The 16108-nt window shown below is 48.2% G+C and carries 17 protein-coding genes and 3 tRNA genes; 17 read left to right on the top strand and 3 right to left on the bottom strand.

Features of this window, described 5'->3' with window-relative positions; genetic code table 11:
- The first annotated feature begins 116 nt into the window (after window positions 1-116).
- The 9 genes from BUB81_RS10400 to BUB81_RS10440 all read left to right on the top strand — a co-directional run bounded on the left by BUB81_RS10400 (window position 117) and on the right by BUB81_RS10440 (window position 6152).
- Window positions 117-413, top strand: coding sequence for a hypothetical protein (locus BUB81_RS10400; protein ID WP_139241553.1), 297 nt, complete (start codon window positions 117-119; stop codon window positions 411-413).
- A gap of 163 nt (window positions 414-576) precedes the next feature.
- Window positions 577-1203: a 50S ribosomal protein L25/general stress protein Ctc gene (locus tag BUB81_RS10405; RefSeq protein WP_073322374.1), complete on the top strand. Its 627-nt coding sequence runs from the start codon at window positions 577-579 to the stop codon at window positions 1201-1203.
- Window positions 1204-1208: 5 nt separating this feature from the next.
- On the top strand, window positions 1209-1802 hold the full coding sequence (gene pth / locus BUB81_RS10410; protein WP_073322376.1) for an aminoacyl-tRNA hydrolase: 594 nt from the start codon (window positions 1209-1211) through the stop codon (window positions 1800-1802).
- Between the two features lie 16 nt (window positions 1803-1818).
- Window positions 1819-2910: a redox-regulated ATPase YchF gene (gene ychF / locus BUB81_RS10415; RefSeq protein WP_073322378.1), complete on the top strand. Its 1092-nt coding sequence runs from the start codon at window positions 1819-1821 to the stop codon at window positions 2908-2910.
- Window positions 2911-3047: 137 nt separating this feature from the next.
- Window positions 3048-3971, top strand: a complete 924-nt coding sequence (locus BUB81_RS10420) for a type 2 periplasmic-binding domain-containing protein (protein WP_073322380.1) — start codon at window positions 3048-3050, stop codon at window positions 3969-3971.
- A 386-nt stretch (window positions 3972-4357) separates the two neighbouring features.
- Window positions 4358-4434: transfer RNA gene (locus BUB81_RS10425), tRNA-Met, on the top strand.
- A 46-nt stretch (window positions 4435-4480) separates the two neighbouring features.
- A tRNA-Leu gene (locus BUB81_RS10430) sits at window positions 4481-4565 on the top strand.
- A 2-nt stretch (window positions 4566-4567) separates the two neighbouring features.
- Window positions 4568-4643 (top strand) — tRNA-Gln (locus tag BUB81_RS10435).
- Window positions 4644-4748: 105 nt separating this feature from the next.
- Window positions 4749-6152: an alanine/glycine:cation symporter family protein gene (locus BUB81_RS10440; protein WP_073322382.1), complete on the top strand. Its 1404-nt coding sequence runs from the start codon at window positions 4749-4751 to the stop codon at window positions 6150-6152.
- A gap of 63 nt (window positions 6153-6215) precedes the next feature.
- Here BUB81_RS10440 and BUB81_RS22145 read toward each other — a convergent pair whose 3' ends face one another.
- Window positions 6216-6392, bottom strand: coding sequence for a hypothetical protein (locus BUB81_RS22145; RefSeq protein ID WP_174237788.1), 177 nt, complete (start codon window positions 6390-6392; stop codon window positions 6216-6218).
- Window positions 6392-7561: an FAD-dependent oxidoreductase gene (locus BUB81_RS10445; protein WP_073322384.1), complete on the bottom strand. Its 1170-nt coding sequence runs from the start codon at window positions 7559-7561 to the stop codon at window positions 6392-6394. Before BUB81_RS10445 ends, BUB81_RS22145 begins: the two co-directional genes overlap by 1 nt.
- A 102-nt stretch (window positions 7562-7663) precedes the next feature.
- Here BUB81_RS10445 and BUB81_RS22150 point away from each other — a divergent pair, with 102 nt between their 5' ends.
- The 8 genes from BUB81_RS22150 (at window position 7664) to BUB81_RS10480 (ending at window position 15265) form a co-directional block, all read left to right on the top strand.
- Window positions 7664-7837: a hypothetical protein gene (locus BUB81_RS22150; protein ID WP_175555797.1), complete on the top strand. Its 174-nt coding sequence runs from the start codon at window positions 7664-7666 to the stop codon at window positions 7835-7837.
- 30 nt (window positions 7838-7867) lie between these two features.
- On the top strand, window positions 7868-9304 hold the full coding sequence (gene miaB / locus BUB81_RS10450; RefSeq protein ID WP_073322386.1) for a tRNA (N6-isopentenyl adenosine(37)-C2)-methylthiotransferase MiaB: 1437 nt from the start codon (window positions 7868-7870) through the stop codon (window positions 9302-9304).
- A gap of 17 nt (window positions 9305-9321) precedes the next feature.
- Entirely contained in the window at window positions 9322-10359 is a 1038-nt protein-coding gene (locus BUB81_RS10455) for a PhoH family protein (protein ID WP_073322388.1), read from the top strand.
- Between the two features lie 7 nt (window positions 10360-10366).
- Entirely contained in the window at window positions 10367-10840 is a 474-nt protein-coding gene (gene ybeY, locus BUB81_RS10460) for an rRNA maturation RNase YbeY (RefSeq protein ID WP_073322389.1), read from the top strand.
- A gap of 32 nt (window positions 10841-10872) precedes the next feature.
- The gene (corC, locus tag BUB81_RS10465; protein WP_073322390.1) at window positions 10873-11736 is read left to right on the top strand and encodes a CNNM family magnesium/cobalt transport protein CorC; all 864 of its coding nucleotides are present in this window, start codon (window positions 10873-10875) and stop codon (window positions 11734-11736) included.
- 5 nt (window positions 11737-11741) lie between these two features.
- Window positions 11742-13250 carry an apolipoprotein N-acyltransferase gene (lnt, locus tag BUB81_RS10470; protein WP_073322391.1) on the top strand — a complete coding sequence of 503 codons (1509 nt, stop codon included), beginning with the start codon at window positions 11742-11744 and terminating at the stop codon, window positions 13248-13250.
- A gap of 84 nt (window positions 13251-13334) precedes the next feature.
- Window positions 13335-14609, top strand: a complete 1275-nt coding sequence (locus BUB81_RS10475) for a Xaa-Pro dipeptidase (protein ID WP_073322392.1) — start codon at window positions 13335-13337, stop codon at window positions 14607-14609.
- Window positions 14610-14815: 206 nt separating this feature from the next.
- On the top strand, window positions 14816-15265 hold the full coding sequence (locus BUB81_RS10480) for an Hsp20 family protein (protein WP_073322393.1): 450 nt from the start codon (window positions 14816-14818) through the stop codon (window positions 15263-15265).
- 114 nt (window positions 15266-15379) lie between these two features.
- On the opposite strand, the gene BUB81_RS10485 is transcribed toward BUB81_RS10480, so the two are convergent.
- Entirely contained in the window at window positions 15380-16105 is a 726-nt protein-coding gene (locus BUB81_RS10485; RefSeq protein ID WP_073322394.1) for a hypothetical protein, read from the bottom strand.
- Between the last annotated feature and the right edge of the window lie 3 nt (window positions 16106-16108).

Here is a 16108-nt window from a genome sequence, read left to right on the forward strand (position 1 = left end):
GATAAATGTTTAAACCCAACAGGAAGGCTCTCGCCATTATAACTATCGCATCAATCCCCTTCTTTTCAGCCTGTTCTTCCGATAAACCGGTAGAGTCGCCCCGGTCTGGGTCAGAAATGAACACAAATCAGCAAGACGACACCCCAAACGTCAAATATGTCACTTACACCGGTACCATAGTGTATAAAAACCTCGAAGGCGGCTTTTTTGCCTTGCATACCCACAAAGGGCAAAAATACACGCTCAAAGGGCTACAACCCGCCTATCGACGTGACGGGCTAATTGTTGAAGTCAGTGGTGTAGTCGATGAATCTGCCATTACATTTACCCAGTACGGCAAACTACTGATCGTAAAATCGGTAGTCACTATCGATGAAAGCCATGCTAAAGCGGCTAAATCCCTTCAGAGATAGGCCTTTGTGTTTGTATCTTCACTACTTGGGTGGTAGAATTCGCCGCCCTGTAAATTCAGGGTTGGTAGTATGTGCTGTTAATTAACGGTGCTTTTACTGCACACTGCAGATTTTGGTCGCGAAATTCTGCTTAATTATCAATATATTAAATTGGAGACAGTTAATGTCTGAAGCAATTTTTAATCTGGACGCGAAGATCCGTACAGACTTAGGGAAAGGTGCGAGCCGCCGCCTTCGTCACGCTGATCTGGTTCCAGCTATCGTTTACGGTGGTGAAGAAGCCCCTCTTTCTATTACGCTTGAGCACAACAAAGTAATCCAAGCGCAAGAATTTGAAGCGTTTTACTCTCACGTTCTAACGCTGAACGTTGACGGCAAGTCTGTTGAAGTTCTGCTGAAAGACGTTCAACGTCACCCTTACAAGCCAAAAATCATGCACATGGATTTCCAACGTGTAATTGCTGGCCAGGACGTTCACACGTCTGTACCTCTGCACTTCGTTAACGAAGCATCATCTGCAGCGGTTAAAGGTGGCGGTGTTGCAGAACACCACGTAACTGAAGTAGAAATTACCTGCTTACCAAAAGACCTGCCTGAGTTCATCGAAGTCGATATGGCTAACATCGAACTGGGTCAAACTCTGCACTTGTCTGACCTGACTCTGCCAGCTGGCGTAAGTTCTGTAGAACTGGCCAAAGGCGACGACGCTCACGACCTTGCAGTTGTGACAGTTAAACCACCTAAAGGTGGCGCGGCTGACGAAGCAGAAGAAGACGCTGCTGAGGAATAATTCCTTTGGCAGACATACGTCTCATTGTGGGCCTGGGTAATCCGGGCCCCGAATACGAAAATACCCGCCACAACGCAGGCGCATGGTTTTTAGACCAGCTCGCCGCGACGTTTCAGACAAGCTTAACGCCAGAAAGTAAGTTCTTTGGTAAAACTGCGCGAATCAACGTAGCAGGCCAGGACATTCGGTTGCTTTACCCCACCACATTCATGAATAAAAGCGGTCAGTCTGTTGCAGCACTGGCGAACTTCTATCGTATAGAACCGTCACAAATGTTAGTCGCATTTGACGAACTGGATTTACCACCAGGTGTGGCCAAATTCAAAGTGGGTGGTAGCTCAAGCCAGAACGGCATCCGCGATATCGTTGCCAAAATGGGCAATAATCGCGATTTCTTGCGATTGCGTATCGGTATTGGTCATCCGGGTCACAAAAGTCGGGTAACCGGACATGTGCTTGGCAAGCCAGCCCCGGCTGAGCGCGAAGCCATTGAAAGCGCTATCGATGAGTCGGTTCGCTGCACTGAAATATTACTTAAAAATGATCTGAAAATGGCGCAAAATCGCCTTCACAGTTTTAAAGCAGATATAAACCTCTAATTTCAAGGGCTCCATCATGGGATTTAAATGTGGCATTGTAGGCCTGCCGAACGTTGGTAAATCAACGTTGTTCAATGCATTGACCAAAGCGGGAATTGAAGCCGCTAACTTTCCTTTCTGTACTATTGAACCTAACACAGGTGTAGTACCGGTTCCGGATCTTCGACTTGATAAACTGGCGGAGATTGTAAAGCCGCAGCGCGTCATCCCCACTACCATGGAGTTCGTTGACATTGCAGGTTTGGTTGAAGGTGCGTCAAAAGGTGAAGGCCTGGGTAATAAATTCCTGGCTAATATTCGTGAAACTGACGCTATCGGTCATGTAGTGCGTTGCTTCGACAATGAGAACATTGTCCACGTAGCCGGTAAAGTCAGCCCTAAAGACGATATTGACATTATCAACACCGAATTAGCATTAGCAGACCTTGAGACAACGGAAAAAGCGTTGCACCGCGTTGCTAAGCGCGCAAAAGGTGGTGACGCCGATGCCAAGTTTGAAATGAAAGTGCTGGAAAAAATCAAGCCGCATCTGGACGAAGGTTTACTGCTGCGCTCTCTGCCGTTAGAAAAAGAAGAACTGGCGGCTATTAGCTATATGCACATGCTTACGCTAAAGCCCACCATGTATATTGCTAACGTTAATGAAGATGGTTTCGAGGACAACCCTTACCTGGATCAGGTCAAGGCAATCGCAGCTGAAGAAAACGCCGTGGTCGTTGCAGTATGTGCAGCCATTGAATCGGACATTGCCGAACTGGACGATGAAGATCGCGAAGAATTCATGGCTGATATGGGCTTAGAAGAGCCGGGGTTAAACCGAGTAATTCGCGCTGGCTACAACCTGCTGACTTTGCAGACGTACTTTACGGCTGGCGTGAAAGAAGTGCGTGCCTGGACATTCCCAGAAGGTTCTACCGCACCACAAGCCGCAGGTAAAATTCATACCGACTTTGAAAAAGGTTTTATTCGCGCTGAAATCATAGGTTACGACCACTTTGTCGAATTCAACGGCGAACAAGGTGCAAAGGATGCCGGTAAGTGGCGTCTGGAAGGTAAAGACTACATCGTAAAAGATGGCGATGTGATTCACTTCCGCTTCAACGTATAAATAATCAGAAGCCCGGCAATCGTCGGGCTTTTTTGTGCACTTATCCTTCCAACCTGTTTATTTTTATTCACATCTTTTTCGCTTTTGTCAGCAAAGCACACTATTATTTGGAGGGATCCATTAAAAAGTCGCTATCAATGAAGTTGTTTGTATGCGCCGTGCTTTCTTTCGCGCTTTATTCCACGGTGGCAATCTCATCGCCCGCCCCCGACGATTCAGTTACTGTCGTTCAAGTCCCTCACATGAACCGGGCTTCATCACATTTGCAATATGTCCATGCATTACTGGAATTGTCACTGGAATCAACCCAACAGGAGTTTGGTGAATTCGAGATCCGTTATCACAGCACGGAAACCTTGCCTGAGAGGCAACTAAAAGGGCTTGAAGTTGGCGAGCAATTTTCTGTGACTGTTTCGCATGCGAAAGAGCGCTGGAACAACGCTGCTATCAGAGTCCCCTTTCCACTCGTGCGCGGATTGGCGAGCTACCGGTTATTTTTTACAACGCCAAACATTCTGCCTGCACTAAATAAAGTATCGTCTCTGAAGGATTTCTATCAGTTTTCGTTTGGTCAGGGCGTCGGCTGGTCAACGTCTCGTTTTCTTCAAGATAAACATTTCAGAATCGTTTATGGCAGCCGGTATGAGGGTTTATTTGTTATGCTGACGGCAAATCGATTTGACCTGCTAATGCGCAGTCCCTATGAGCTTACAGGGGAACACGTGAACCTAAGCCAGCAATATCCCTCGCTGACCTATTCAACACGAACAGCAATGCTGACTTACCTGCCAATGTATTTCTATGTCTCAGACAAGCAACCTGAATTGGCGGCTCGCATAGAAAAGGGATTAAAAACAGCCTTTAAGGCGGGTCAACTCGACGCGCTTTATGAAAAGTACTTTCATTCCTCACTGGCGCTCATCCACTCACCAGAACTCCGTGTTTTTTGGATTAATAATACCAATATAACAACCCAGCAGTACCTGGCGGATAAACCATATCTTTTGCCGTCGCTGATTAAACAACTCGAGCCGCATTTTGTGTCTCACCCCCAGCACTAACAAAGCATCTGGGCGATTTTGTATACTGAGCACTCAATAATTCGATTGCGCTACGGGCGCATCTACCCGAAACGTCTTCCCCAGTAACGTGTTGAGAACACAAAATGTACTTATTTGCCGTCCTAAGCTTGCTGGTAGCACTTTAATTTTTATTCTTGGCTGACAATTATCTTTTCTCAACAATGACATGATCGATGAAAATGTAGGCAGGTAAGCCCTGCTGAATGCGTTACAAAACGACGAAAAGCGCTATTTTGCTGGAAATAACAACGCTGGCGAACAGATAATAAGCAGTTAAACAAAAGGGCGAAAAAAAGGGGTTGACGCACTAGGTTCATATACGCATAATACGCGCCACTTCCTGAGAGGGAAGTAAAACAATCGGAGGCTACGTAGCTCAGTTGGTTAGAGCACATCACTCATAATGATGGGGTCGCAAGTTCGAATCTCGCCGTAGCCACCATTCTCGCAAACCCAGTTTATGGGTTTTTTAATGTGCGAGACACTGCGCGGAAGTGGTGGAATTGGTAGACACGCTGGATTTAGGTTCCAGTGCTTCACGGCGTGAGAGTTCAAGTCTCTCCTTCCGCACCATTTGGGGTATAGCCAAGTTGGTAAGGCAGCGGGTTTTGATCCCGCCATCCGTTGGTTCGAGTCCAGCTACCCCAGCCATTATTCAAAACGCCAGTCTCTGACTGGCGTTTTTGCTTTACACTCCCCGTTAACCTCGGCACACTTGTCACATAACTATAATTTTGTAATCTAACGGGAATTTCAGTGCTCAACGACATTGTTGCATTTATCAACAACATTCTCTGGGGCGACGGTCAGGTACTCATCTACATGCTCGTTGCAGCAGGTATCTGGTTCACTGTTCGCTTGGGCGGTGTTCAGCTTCGCCATTTTGGCCACATGTTTACGCTGCTCAAAGGCAGCACCTCCAGCACCAAAGAAGGTATCAGCTCATTTCAGGCTCTCTGCACCAGCTTATCGGCGCGCGTCGGCACAGGTAATCTGGCCGGTGTCGCGGTGGCTATCTCGCTGGGTGGTGCTGGCAGTATTTTCTGGATGTGGGTTATTGCTTTTCTGGGCATGGCAACCGGCTTTGCCGAGAGTGTGCTTGGTCAGCTTTATAAAGTAAAAGATGACAACGGTGAGTATCGGGGCGGCCCCGCTTACTATATCAAGCAAGGTCTGAATAAAACCTGGCTCGCTGTGGCCTTTTCACTGTGCTTGTTTCTTGGCTATGGGTTTATCTTTTCTGCCGTACAGGCGAACACCATTACCGATGCGCTGAATGCCGCTTATGATATTCCCACCAGCTATTCCGGGCTGGCCATTATTGCTCTGGCAGCATTGATCGTTGTAGGTGGTCTACGCGGTATCGCACGATTTGCAGAATGGGTTGTCCCGTTTATGGGCATTACCTATGTGCTGGCAGCCCTGTTAATTTGCGCAGTTAACTTTACTGAACTGCCGGGTATGTTTTGGCACATCATCCAATCTGCGTTTGGTTTACAGGAAGCCGGTGCAGGAGCCATGGGGGCAGCCGTGAAAAACGGTATTCAGCGCGGTTTGTATTCCAACGAAGCCGGTTCAGGCAGCGTGCCTCACGCCGCAGCCAGTGCAGCGCCCTACCCGAATCATCCGGTTTCTCAGGGCTATGTACAAATGCTTGGCGTATTTCTGGATACCATGGTGCTATGTACCGCAACCGCGTTTATCATCCTGTTGGCTGGCGGAAGCAGTAGTGATCAAATGGAAGGGATTCGCCTGACACAGTCAGCCATGACCAGCCATATTGGTGAAGGCGGCGCAGACTTTGTGGCCGCTGCGATATGTTTCTTCTCCTTTACTTCGGTAGTCGCTAACTACGCCTACGGTGAAAGTAATCTTCACATGTTTAAGCTCGACAACAAAATGGGTCGAATCGCCTACACCAGTGGCTATCTCGCCATGATTTTCTGGGGTTCAATGGCGGCGCTGCCAGAAGTATGGGCTGCTGCCGATATGGCTCTGGGGCTTATGACTGTCATTAACATTATCGCCATCGTATGGATGACGCCAACGATTGTGAGCATCAGTAAAGACTACTTCTCTAAGAAAGACCGCGGAGAATTGCCCGAATACAAGGCGGGTGACTGCCCGATTCAGGGTAAATCCGAAGACGGTATCTGGTAAACCGTAAAACAAATGCAACAAAGCCCGCAGATGCGGGCTTTGTTATGTTTGAAGAAGCGTTTCTTAGCTGACCATCATTTTTATGAGCTGTGCTAATAGCAGTAGCATTAACAAAGGCCAGATCCATCGCGATAACTTACTTTGTTCTTCGCTGCTCATTCGCCAGTTGGATTTTTCCAACAATGGCACCACCACGGCTAACGCTAAGAATAAAATGCCAATTACAATTAATACTGTCATTATGAAAGTCCCATTGCGTATTTCAGTACCTGCTGCTTTACCGGGCCGCTGTGGTGGGCCAGCTTCAACAACCCATTACGCAGTAATTTCAGCGGGCCGACATCATTGCTAAAGGTACTGTAAAATCCATCCATCGCGCTCATCATCAGCGCGTTGTCCCGCTGCCTTGGCTGTTCGTAATCTTCCTGCAGCATTTTCAAACAGGTTGTGCTGGCTAAATCGGGCTTATCTGACAACACCGCCAACAACGCTTTAATGTCTTTAAATCCCAGGTTGACACCCTGCCCCGCCAGCGGGTTAATCGTATGCGCTGCATCACCAACTAAAATCACACCGGGTAACACATACTGACTGGCATGACGACGAATAAGCGTAAATGCCGCACAGTTGAGCACCTCAAAATCGCCTGGCAATGGCGGAAAGTGCGCCACAATACTCTCTTTAATTTGTGCGTTTGACTGTCTTTTCAAGTCTTTGAGTATATCAGGCGTGTCATACCAAATAAGCGACGCAAAATTCTCATGCATAGGAAGCAGCGCTCGCGGTCCTTGGGGCGTAAACTGCTGCCAGGTGATCCCGTCAACAGGTTCGTCGAACTGCACGGTAATTCCCATTGCCTGTTGCTGATATTGCCAGCCCGATATGCCAATACCTGCAGCTTGCCTTACCTGAGATTCCGCCCCATCAGCACCAATTAACCATTGGCAAGTGAGCGTTGAATTATCATCCAGTGTTATCTGTACAGGCTGCGTATCATTGCGCTCTATGTGCTCAATACGGGCGGGTGAAAACCAGGTCACATTGTCATACGACTTCAGCGCTGCGTGACAGCCCAGCTGTATAATACGGTTTTCCACAAAATAACCGAGTAAATCATAGCCGACTTCCTGCGCCACAAAATCGGTGCGGCAATCAGGGTGTTCCCAGACCGACAATCCGTGATAAGGCCGGACACGCATCGCCTCTATGTGTGACCAGGCTCCGAGCTCATCTAACAGATTGACCGACGCCATGCTGATGGCGGACATTCGGAGATCAGGGGGCTGTTCGGCACTAAATGGTTGAGGTGGTCGCTGCTCTATTAACGCCACAGAATAGCCCGCACGCGCCAACCCTAATGCGGTAGCGGCACCCACCATACCTGCGCCGTTAATACAAAAATCAAACATAAACACTCCGTTTGTGATTTCACCATTATGCCTGAAGACAACAAGCGCCCTCAATGATGGCGTGAAGAGTAATACAAAATTGTCGTTGGATCAGTGACTTTCATGATTACGTGCAACCCGGTTGGGATGGATCGACAAAGCCCGAAAAAGCCGGGCTGCATGGCTGGCTATCGACGAGCAGAAAGGTTAAAATACGCGGCTATTTTGAACAACCACGCTGGTCTTTATCCGCCAACCATTGCCATCTGGGGCAAATCCTTGTTTGGTGGTCTGTAGAACCAGCCTAAACGTGATTATCGAATTGTTATGAGTAAAAAGCTGTACATCAAAACCTGGGGCTGCCAAATGAACGAGTACGACTCGGAGAAAATGGCCGATCTGCTTGATGCAACCCACGGTTTCACCCTCGCTGAAGAAGCAGAAGAAGCCGATGTTATTTTGCTCAACACCTGCTCTATTCGAGAAAAAGCTCAGGAAAAGGTATTCCACCAGCTAGGTCGTTGGAAGAATCTGAAGAAAACCAACCCGGAACTGATTATTGGTGTGGGTGGCTGTGTAGCGTCTCAGGAAGGCGACCATATTCGTCAGCGCGCCCCGTTTGTTGACCTGGTATTCGGCCCACAAACCTTACACCGTTTGCCGGAAATGATTAACCAAATCCGCGCGGGTGAAACCTCAGTAGTGGACGTAAGCTTCCCGGAAATCGAGAAGTTTGACCGTCTGCCAGAGCCTCGTGCCGAAGGCCCTACCGCTTTTGTGTCTATCATGGAAGGTTGCTCAAAGTACTGTACTTTCTGCGTGGTGCCTTACACTCGTGGTGAAGAAGTCAGCCGCCCGGTAGACGATGTATTATTGGAAATCGCCCAGTTAGCCGAACAAGGCGTTCGCGAAGTGAACTTACTGGGTCAAAACGTAAATGCGTTCCGCGGTGAGCACCACGACGGTAGCATCTGTCGTTTTTCCGAGTTACTGGAACTGGTTGCAGCCATCGATGGTATCGACCGTATTCGCTACACCACGTCTCACCCGGTGGAGTTCACCGACGACATCATTGCTGTTTATGAAACAGTGCCTGAATTAGTCGATCACCTGCATTTGCCGGTTCAAAGCGGTTCAGATCGTATTCTGAACATGATGAAACGCGGCCACACTGCATTAGAGTACAAATCTAAAATCCGTAAGTTACGCAAAGTACGCCCGAATATTTGCATGTCTTCAGACTTCATCATTGGCTACCCGGGTGAAACCGATGCCGACTTTGAAGCCACCATGGATCTGATTCAGGCAGTAGACTACGACCTGAGTTTCAGCTTTATCTATTCTGCTCGCCCAGGTACACCGGCGGCCGACGCCGTTGACGATGTGAGCGAAGAGACAAAAAAGCAACGTCTGTATTTGCTGCAGCAACGTATAAACCAGCAAGCACTGCGCATTGCGCGAAACATGCTGGATACAGAACAACGTATTTTAGTGGAAGGCCCGTCGAAAAAAGACATCATGGAACTGCAGGGCAGAACAGAAAACAACCGGGTTGTAAACTTCCCGGGAACCCCAGACATGATTGGCGAATTCGTGGACGTGAAGATCACGGATGTATTCAGTAACTCACTGCGTGGTGAAGTGATTCGTCGCGAGGCCGATATGGGTCTGCGAGTGGCCGTATCACCACAAAGTATTCTGGCAAAGCGCCAGCCACAACAACCTGACGCGTTGGGCGTAAGCCAATTTCAACCGACACACTAACAAGGTAGCGAGCAAACTTGAGTAAACTGGTAAGCAACGAAGTAGTCCTGGAGCCGGAAGATAACAAACGGTTGTCCAGCTTGTGCGGTCCATTCGACGACAATATCAAACAAATTGAACGTCGTCTGGGCGTGGAAATTACCTATCGCAGCAATTTTTTCAAAATTGTGGGTGAGCCACAACAAACCCGCGGTGCGGGTGAATTACTGAAACTGCTGTATATCGAAACTCAACCGGTTAAAGGATTGGTGCCTGATCTGGAAGCGGAACAGGTCCACCTGGCCATTCAGGAAGCCAGTTGCCTCGAGCGTGAAGAAGCCGGTACTTACGGTAAAGAAGTTAACATCAAAACCAAGCGCGGCGTTATAAAACCGCGTAACCCAAATCAGGCGCAATATGTCGCCAATGTTGTTAACCATGACATTACCTTTGGTATTGGTCCTGCAGGAACCGGTAAAACCTATCTGGCCGTTGCCTGTGCCGTTGATGCCCTTGAGCGTCAGGAAATCCGTCGCATTCTGTTAACGCGCCCGGCTGTAGAAGCCGGTGAAAAGCTGGGTTTCCTGCCCGGCGACCTGTCACAAAAAGTCGACCCGTATTTGCGTCCGCTCTACGATGCTCTGTTTGAAATGCTGGGTTTCGAAAAGGTCGAAAAGCTGATGGAACGCAACGTGATTGAGGTTGCGCCGCTGGCCTATATGCGTGGTCGAACGCTAAATGACGCTTTTATTATTCTGGATGAAAGTCAGAACACCACGGTCGAGCAAATGAAAATGTTCCTGACCCGTATTGGCTTTAATTCCAGAGCAGTGATCACGGGTGACATCACCCAGGTTGATTTACCTCGTGGGGCACGCTCTGGATTGCGTCATGCGATCAACGTACTTCAGCCGGTACCTGACATCTCATTCAATTTCTTCACCGCGGGCGACGTAGTGCGTCACCCGGTAGTAGCGCGTATCGTTCGAGCTTATGAAGATTATGAAGCCGAACAAGAGCGTATCCGCATTGCCAAAAAGCAAGAAGGTAACGACAACGACAAGCGCGAAGATTAACTGAGCTATGGTTGCCATTATCGACTACCAGCAAGCCTTTGATGCTGATCAGGGCTTGCTTGCTACCTTGCCGGGAGAGGCACAGGTAACAGCATGGGCCTCTGCCGTGCTGTCTCATTTACATATCGGCGATAAAGAAATCACCGTTCGATTTGTTAACAATGATGAATCCCAACAACTAAACAATGACTACCGCGGGAAAGATAAACCCACAAATGTGCTGTCATTTCCGTTTGAATGCCCCCCCGAAGTGCCATTGGATTTACTGGGTGATTTGGTCATTTGCGTCCCCGTTATTGCCCGGGAAGCAGAAGAGCAACAAAAACCCATTGCTCACCATTATGCCCACATGATTGTGCACGGCACCTTGCATTTACTGGGCTACGACCATATTGAAGACGCCGAAGCGGAAGAAATGGAAGGGCTGGAAATTGCGATTTTAGCCAAATTAGCCATTGACGACCCGTATCAAGACGATTAACTTTGCCTAGTAATGTAAAAATAACGGATATTATGAGCGACGATAACCCCCACTCTACCAACGGCTCCTCGGGCAAAAGTTGGTTTGAAAAACTCAAACTGTCTTTCTCCGGAGAGCCGCAAAGTAAACAAGATCTGGTTGAAGTGATCACGGAAGCCGAGCAGCGCGAGCTGATCGATCCACAGACCAGAGAAATGATCGAAGGCGTCATTGGCGTAAACGAAATGCGTGTACGGGACATCATGATCCCCAGAGCGCAAATGGTGACCATCGACATCGATCAACCCGTAGAAGAGTTTTTGCCTGTTATGTTAGACAGCGCACACTCCCGCTTCCCGGTTATCAACGAAGATAAAGACCATATCGAAGGCATCCTACTCGCCAAAGATCTCTTGCGCTTTGCCTTCAACAATAAAGATGAGCAGCCTTTCCAACTCCGCGACGTGTTGCGCCCGGCGGTCATTGTACCGGAAAGCAAACGCGTAGACGTGCTGCTGAAAGAATTTCGCCAGCAACGCTACCACATGGCCATTGTTGTAGACGAATACGGCGGTGTGTCGGGTCTGGTTACTATCGAGGATATTCTTGAGCTGATCGTCGGTGAAATCGAAGACGAATACGATACGGAAGAAGACGGTACCGATGATATTCGCCCGTTAAACAAATATACTTATTCGGTAAAAGCACTGACCCCGGTAGAAGAATTTAATCGTTTCTTTGAAACCAAATTCAGTGAAGAAGAAGCGGATACCATCGGCGGTATTGTGTTGAAGGCATTTGGCCATATGCCAGCCACCAACGATGAAATTACCATCGACAATATTCAGTTCAAAATCACCAACTCTGACAAGCGTCGTTTGGTGCAACTCAAAGTGACACTGCCTGATTTGGAGTAATTCCCTTGCGCAAGTGGTTACCTTATCTGCTGGCCGTGCTGGCCGGCAGTTCCCTTACCTTAGCTTACGCCCCCTTTGATATCTGGTTATTAACGCCCGTTGCGTTGTGTTTAGCGCTATATCAACTCAATAAGCAGCACGTTTCTGGTTTTAAACTGGGATGGCTGTTTGGATTAGGTTGGTTTGGTACAGGCATTAGCTGGGTCCATGTCAGCATTGCAGACTTTGGCGGTATGCCATTATTTGCTTCGGTACTGATGATGTTAGCCCTCTGTGGCTATCTGGCGCTATATCCTGCCCTGGCCTTTCATTTTCTGAAGCGCTACTTCAGCGTTACCTGGTGGCCTTTTGCCTTGCCTTTATTCTGGACGAGTGCTGAATGGTTGCGAAGCTGGATGTTGTCGGGCTTCCCCTGGTTATCAGTTGGTTACAGTCAGCTAAACGGCTGGTTAAACGGCTGGTTTGCCGCCATTGGAGAGACAGGCGTAACCGCGTTGTTGGTCGGGTTGTCGGCGAGTATTGTGGCGAGTATTTATACCAGGCGCTTTATCGGCAGCGGTATCGTGGCCGCCATTGCAATAGCCGGTAGCGTTGGATTGAATCAGATCAACTGGACGTCGCCAGTCGAGGATGTCTCTGTAGGCATGGTGCAAGGCAACATTGCTCAATCGCTACGCTGGGTACCTGAGCAGGACCTGCCAACGATGACCCGTTATGAAACCCTGACCGATCTGCTATGGGACAATGACATCATAGTGTGGCCCGAAGCCGCGGTGCCAAAACTTGAATTACTCGCACTCGAATACCTGCAAAAAATGGACGCTCGCGCTACTGAGCACGACACGGCCATTATTACCGGTGTGGTGAACTACAATTTCGAGAGCGAAGAGGCCTGGAACAATTTAATTGTGATGGGCAAAAAGTATGAGCAGGATGAAAGCGGCCATTACTATTATTTCCACGGAAACCGCTACGCAAAACACCACTTGTTGCCGGTAGGCGAATTTGTCCCCTTCGAAGACTTATTACGCCCTCTCGCCCCTCTGTTTGACTTACCCATGTCATCATTTAGTCGCGGTGATTTTCAACAAACCAACCTGGTTGCAAACGGCAATCATCTGGCACCCGCCATTTGCTTTGAAATTGCCTTTCCGCGTCAGGTAGCTGCAAATTTATATGAGGACACGGATTTTATTATTACCGTAAGCAATGACGCCTGGTTTGGCGCGTCACACGGGCCCGACCAGCACATGCAAATTGCACAGGTACGAGCAAAGGAATTCGGCATTCCCGTCATCCGCGCCACCAACAACGGCATCAGCGCGCTGGTTGATCACCATGGCGATATAGTTGCCCGCCTGCCACAGTTCGAAGCTGCAACGTTATCGGGCAAGTTATCCAAAGTAACCGGGTACACTTTGTACCGGCAATGGGGTGACAGCCTGGTATGGCTAATCTCACTGGCTTTGTACCTGTTTGCAGTCAGTAAACGCGCGACTCCTCGGGAAAAATAACCCGCTTGCCGATAGCAAACTTCACTTCAGGGCCTGAATTACGTTTAATAAGGGATTACTCGTAAACAGGTCTTGAAGATAACAATGAAAAAACTGGCTGCTGCGGTGTTACTTGCCGCTACCTCCACACTCTCTTTTGCGCAAACACTGGTACTCAAAGCCGATCGATTAATCGATGTTGAAAACGGCAAATTAATCTCAAACGCCGTCGTTGTCATTGAAGATGACACTATCGTGGCTGCTGGAGAAGCACGCAAAGTGACGTTCTCTAAAGACAGTAAAATCATCGAACTTGGTGACTACACACTGCTACCCGGCTTAATGGACATGCACGTGCATTTAACCAGTGATGCCACCAAACACGGTTACAAACGCTTAGCAGACTCACTGCCCAGAGTGACGCTGACAGGCGTGAAACACGCCGAAGCGACGTTGATGGCCGGTTTCACCACCGTCCGAAACGTCGGCGCGCCAGGCTTCGCTGACGTCGCTCTGCGCGATGCCATTAACGATGGCGATATCACCGGCCCCCGTATGTTTGTAGCAGGCCCTTCTCTGGGCGTCACTGGCGGCCACTGTGACAACAATTTACTGCCCTACGAATACCATACTGTAAGCGAAGGGGTAGCCGACGGCCCTTGGGCAGTCCGTGAAAAAGTACGCCGAAACATCAAATACGGCGCAACGGTTATTAAGTTCTGTGGTACCGGCGGCGTGTTGTCGAAAGGCACTAAAGTGGGTGTACAACAATACACCTTCGAAGAAATGCAGGCGCTGGTAGACGAAGCCCACATGCGTGGATTAACCGTAGCAACCCACGCGCATGGTACTGATGGTATCAAAACCGCGATTAAAGCGGGCGTAGATTCGGTAGAACACGTTAGCCTGTTGGATGACGAAGCGATCAAGCTGGCCTTAAAACACGGTACTTACTTTTCCATGGACATCTACGTTACTGAGTACATCCTGTCTGAAGGGGCCAAAGCAGGTATTCTTGAAGAAAGCCTGGCGAAAGAACGCATTGTTGGTCAGCGCCAGCGTGACAACTTTGCCAAAGCCGTAAAAGCAGGCGTTAAAATGGTGTTCGGTTCCGACGCGGGTGTCTATCCCCATGGTGACAATGGCAAGCAATTCGCTCGTATGGTGAAGTTTGGTATGACCCCCATGCAAGCCATTCAGGCCTCAACCATCAACGCTGCCACCTTGCTAAAACAACAGGAAGTGCTGGGCAGCGTGTCCGAAGGTAAAAAAGCGGATATCGTGGGCGTAAAAGGCAATCCTCTGGATGATATTTCACTATTGGAGAACATTGGCCTTGTGGTAAAAGATGGCCAGGTTGTGAAGTCTCTGGCCATGTAATTCCCTGTTTATTCCAGCGGGGAAACGCCCGGTTTTCCCGCTTCCTGAATAAATAGTTAAAAAAATTTCTATCTGCACTCTTGAATTCGACCTGCGCATTCCCACATTAATTAGTACCGGGGCTTGAGTAAGAGACCGGTAAACCTGCCGCCGCAAAGCGGGGCAACTTATTAAAAACCATATTGCTTAATTTTGAGGATATGACTATGCGTACTATCGATCTATCTCCACTTTACCGTTCATTTATTGGCTTCGACCGTCTGGCATCTATGATTGATGCAGCATCACAAAACGGCAGCCAAACTACCTATCCCCCTTACAACATCGAACTGTTGGGCGAGGATAAATACCGAATTACCATGGCGATTGCCGGTTTCAGCAAAGACGATGTGACTATTGAAGTCCTGGACAACTCGTTGACTATTTCCGGTAAAAAGCCCGAAGATACCCAGGACGACACCAAGCGTGAGTTCTTACACAAAGGCATTTCTGAGCGCAGCTTTGAGCGTAAGTTCCACTTAGGCGATCACGTCAAAGTGGCCGCAGCTGACCTTGAACACGGGTTGCTGAATATTGAGCTGGTGCGGGAAATACCTGAAGAGAAGAAGCCGCGCCAAATCGAAATCGGCGCGTCATTACTGGAAAACAAACAGTAATTAACCGCTAAATGACTAACGGCGCACATTGTGCGCCGTTTTTCGTCCACACGCCTCGATTAACTAGAATTTGAATTCTCGCCTGAGAAATAAACTAGTTAGAGATCCAATATGTCAGTCCGTTAAAAATTGCTTCAAAGCATATAACGTAATTTCTCCTGTTAATGGAAAAGTCTGACAGTTTTTTAATTTTATATTAGAAGAGCCATCACTTGACGCAAGAACCTGAAATGTCTGCATATTATCTGGAAGGATCAGTAAATAAAGCGGATAGGTATAGTTGGTTGTTTCGATCCTGCATCCAAGTAATTCAGTCGTCGCATTGCTAATGCGATATATATCACCGACCGCTTGCTCCTCGACTTCTAATTCATAGTTATTTTCATAGGTCACCCTGTCGCTGATTTTTTTATCCAGCGTCTCTGCAGTTGGGTAACTATTCACACCATATTTTGTTCGCACCGCAATTTGATCTGCTTTCCATGTTTCTATATCACTAACGTCCACAGGGTAATGCTCCTGATAACGATTACATTGCGATTGATGACCGGCGGTATATTTACCATCAATAAATTCAAACCCTACGTCAAAACTTGTTGAACGGTCAGCGAAAACCATGTAAGTAAACACGCCATAACCATCATTTTGAGAAGTGCTACAAACCGAAATGACATCATCGTATTTGTATTTAAAGGTGTACTGTGATCCCGCGTGCGTGGAAAATACATACTGGTCAGTTTTTTCGGTGTTAAACAGTTCGTCGAAGGTTTCTGTTTCAGCCTTTACCCCCAACCCGACAGTAGCTAAACTCAATACCGCTATTTTTAAGATTTTATTCATTGA

The sequence above is a fragment of the Marisediminitalea aggregata genome (genome assembly GCF_900129565.1).
In the GTDB taxonomy this organism is placed as follows: domain Bacteria; phylum Pseudomonadota; class Gammaproteobacteria; order Enterobacterales; family Alteromonadaceae; genus Alteromonas; species Alteromonas aggregata.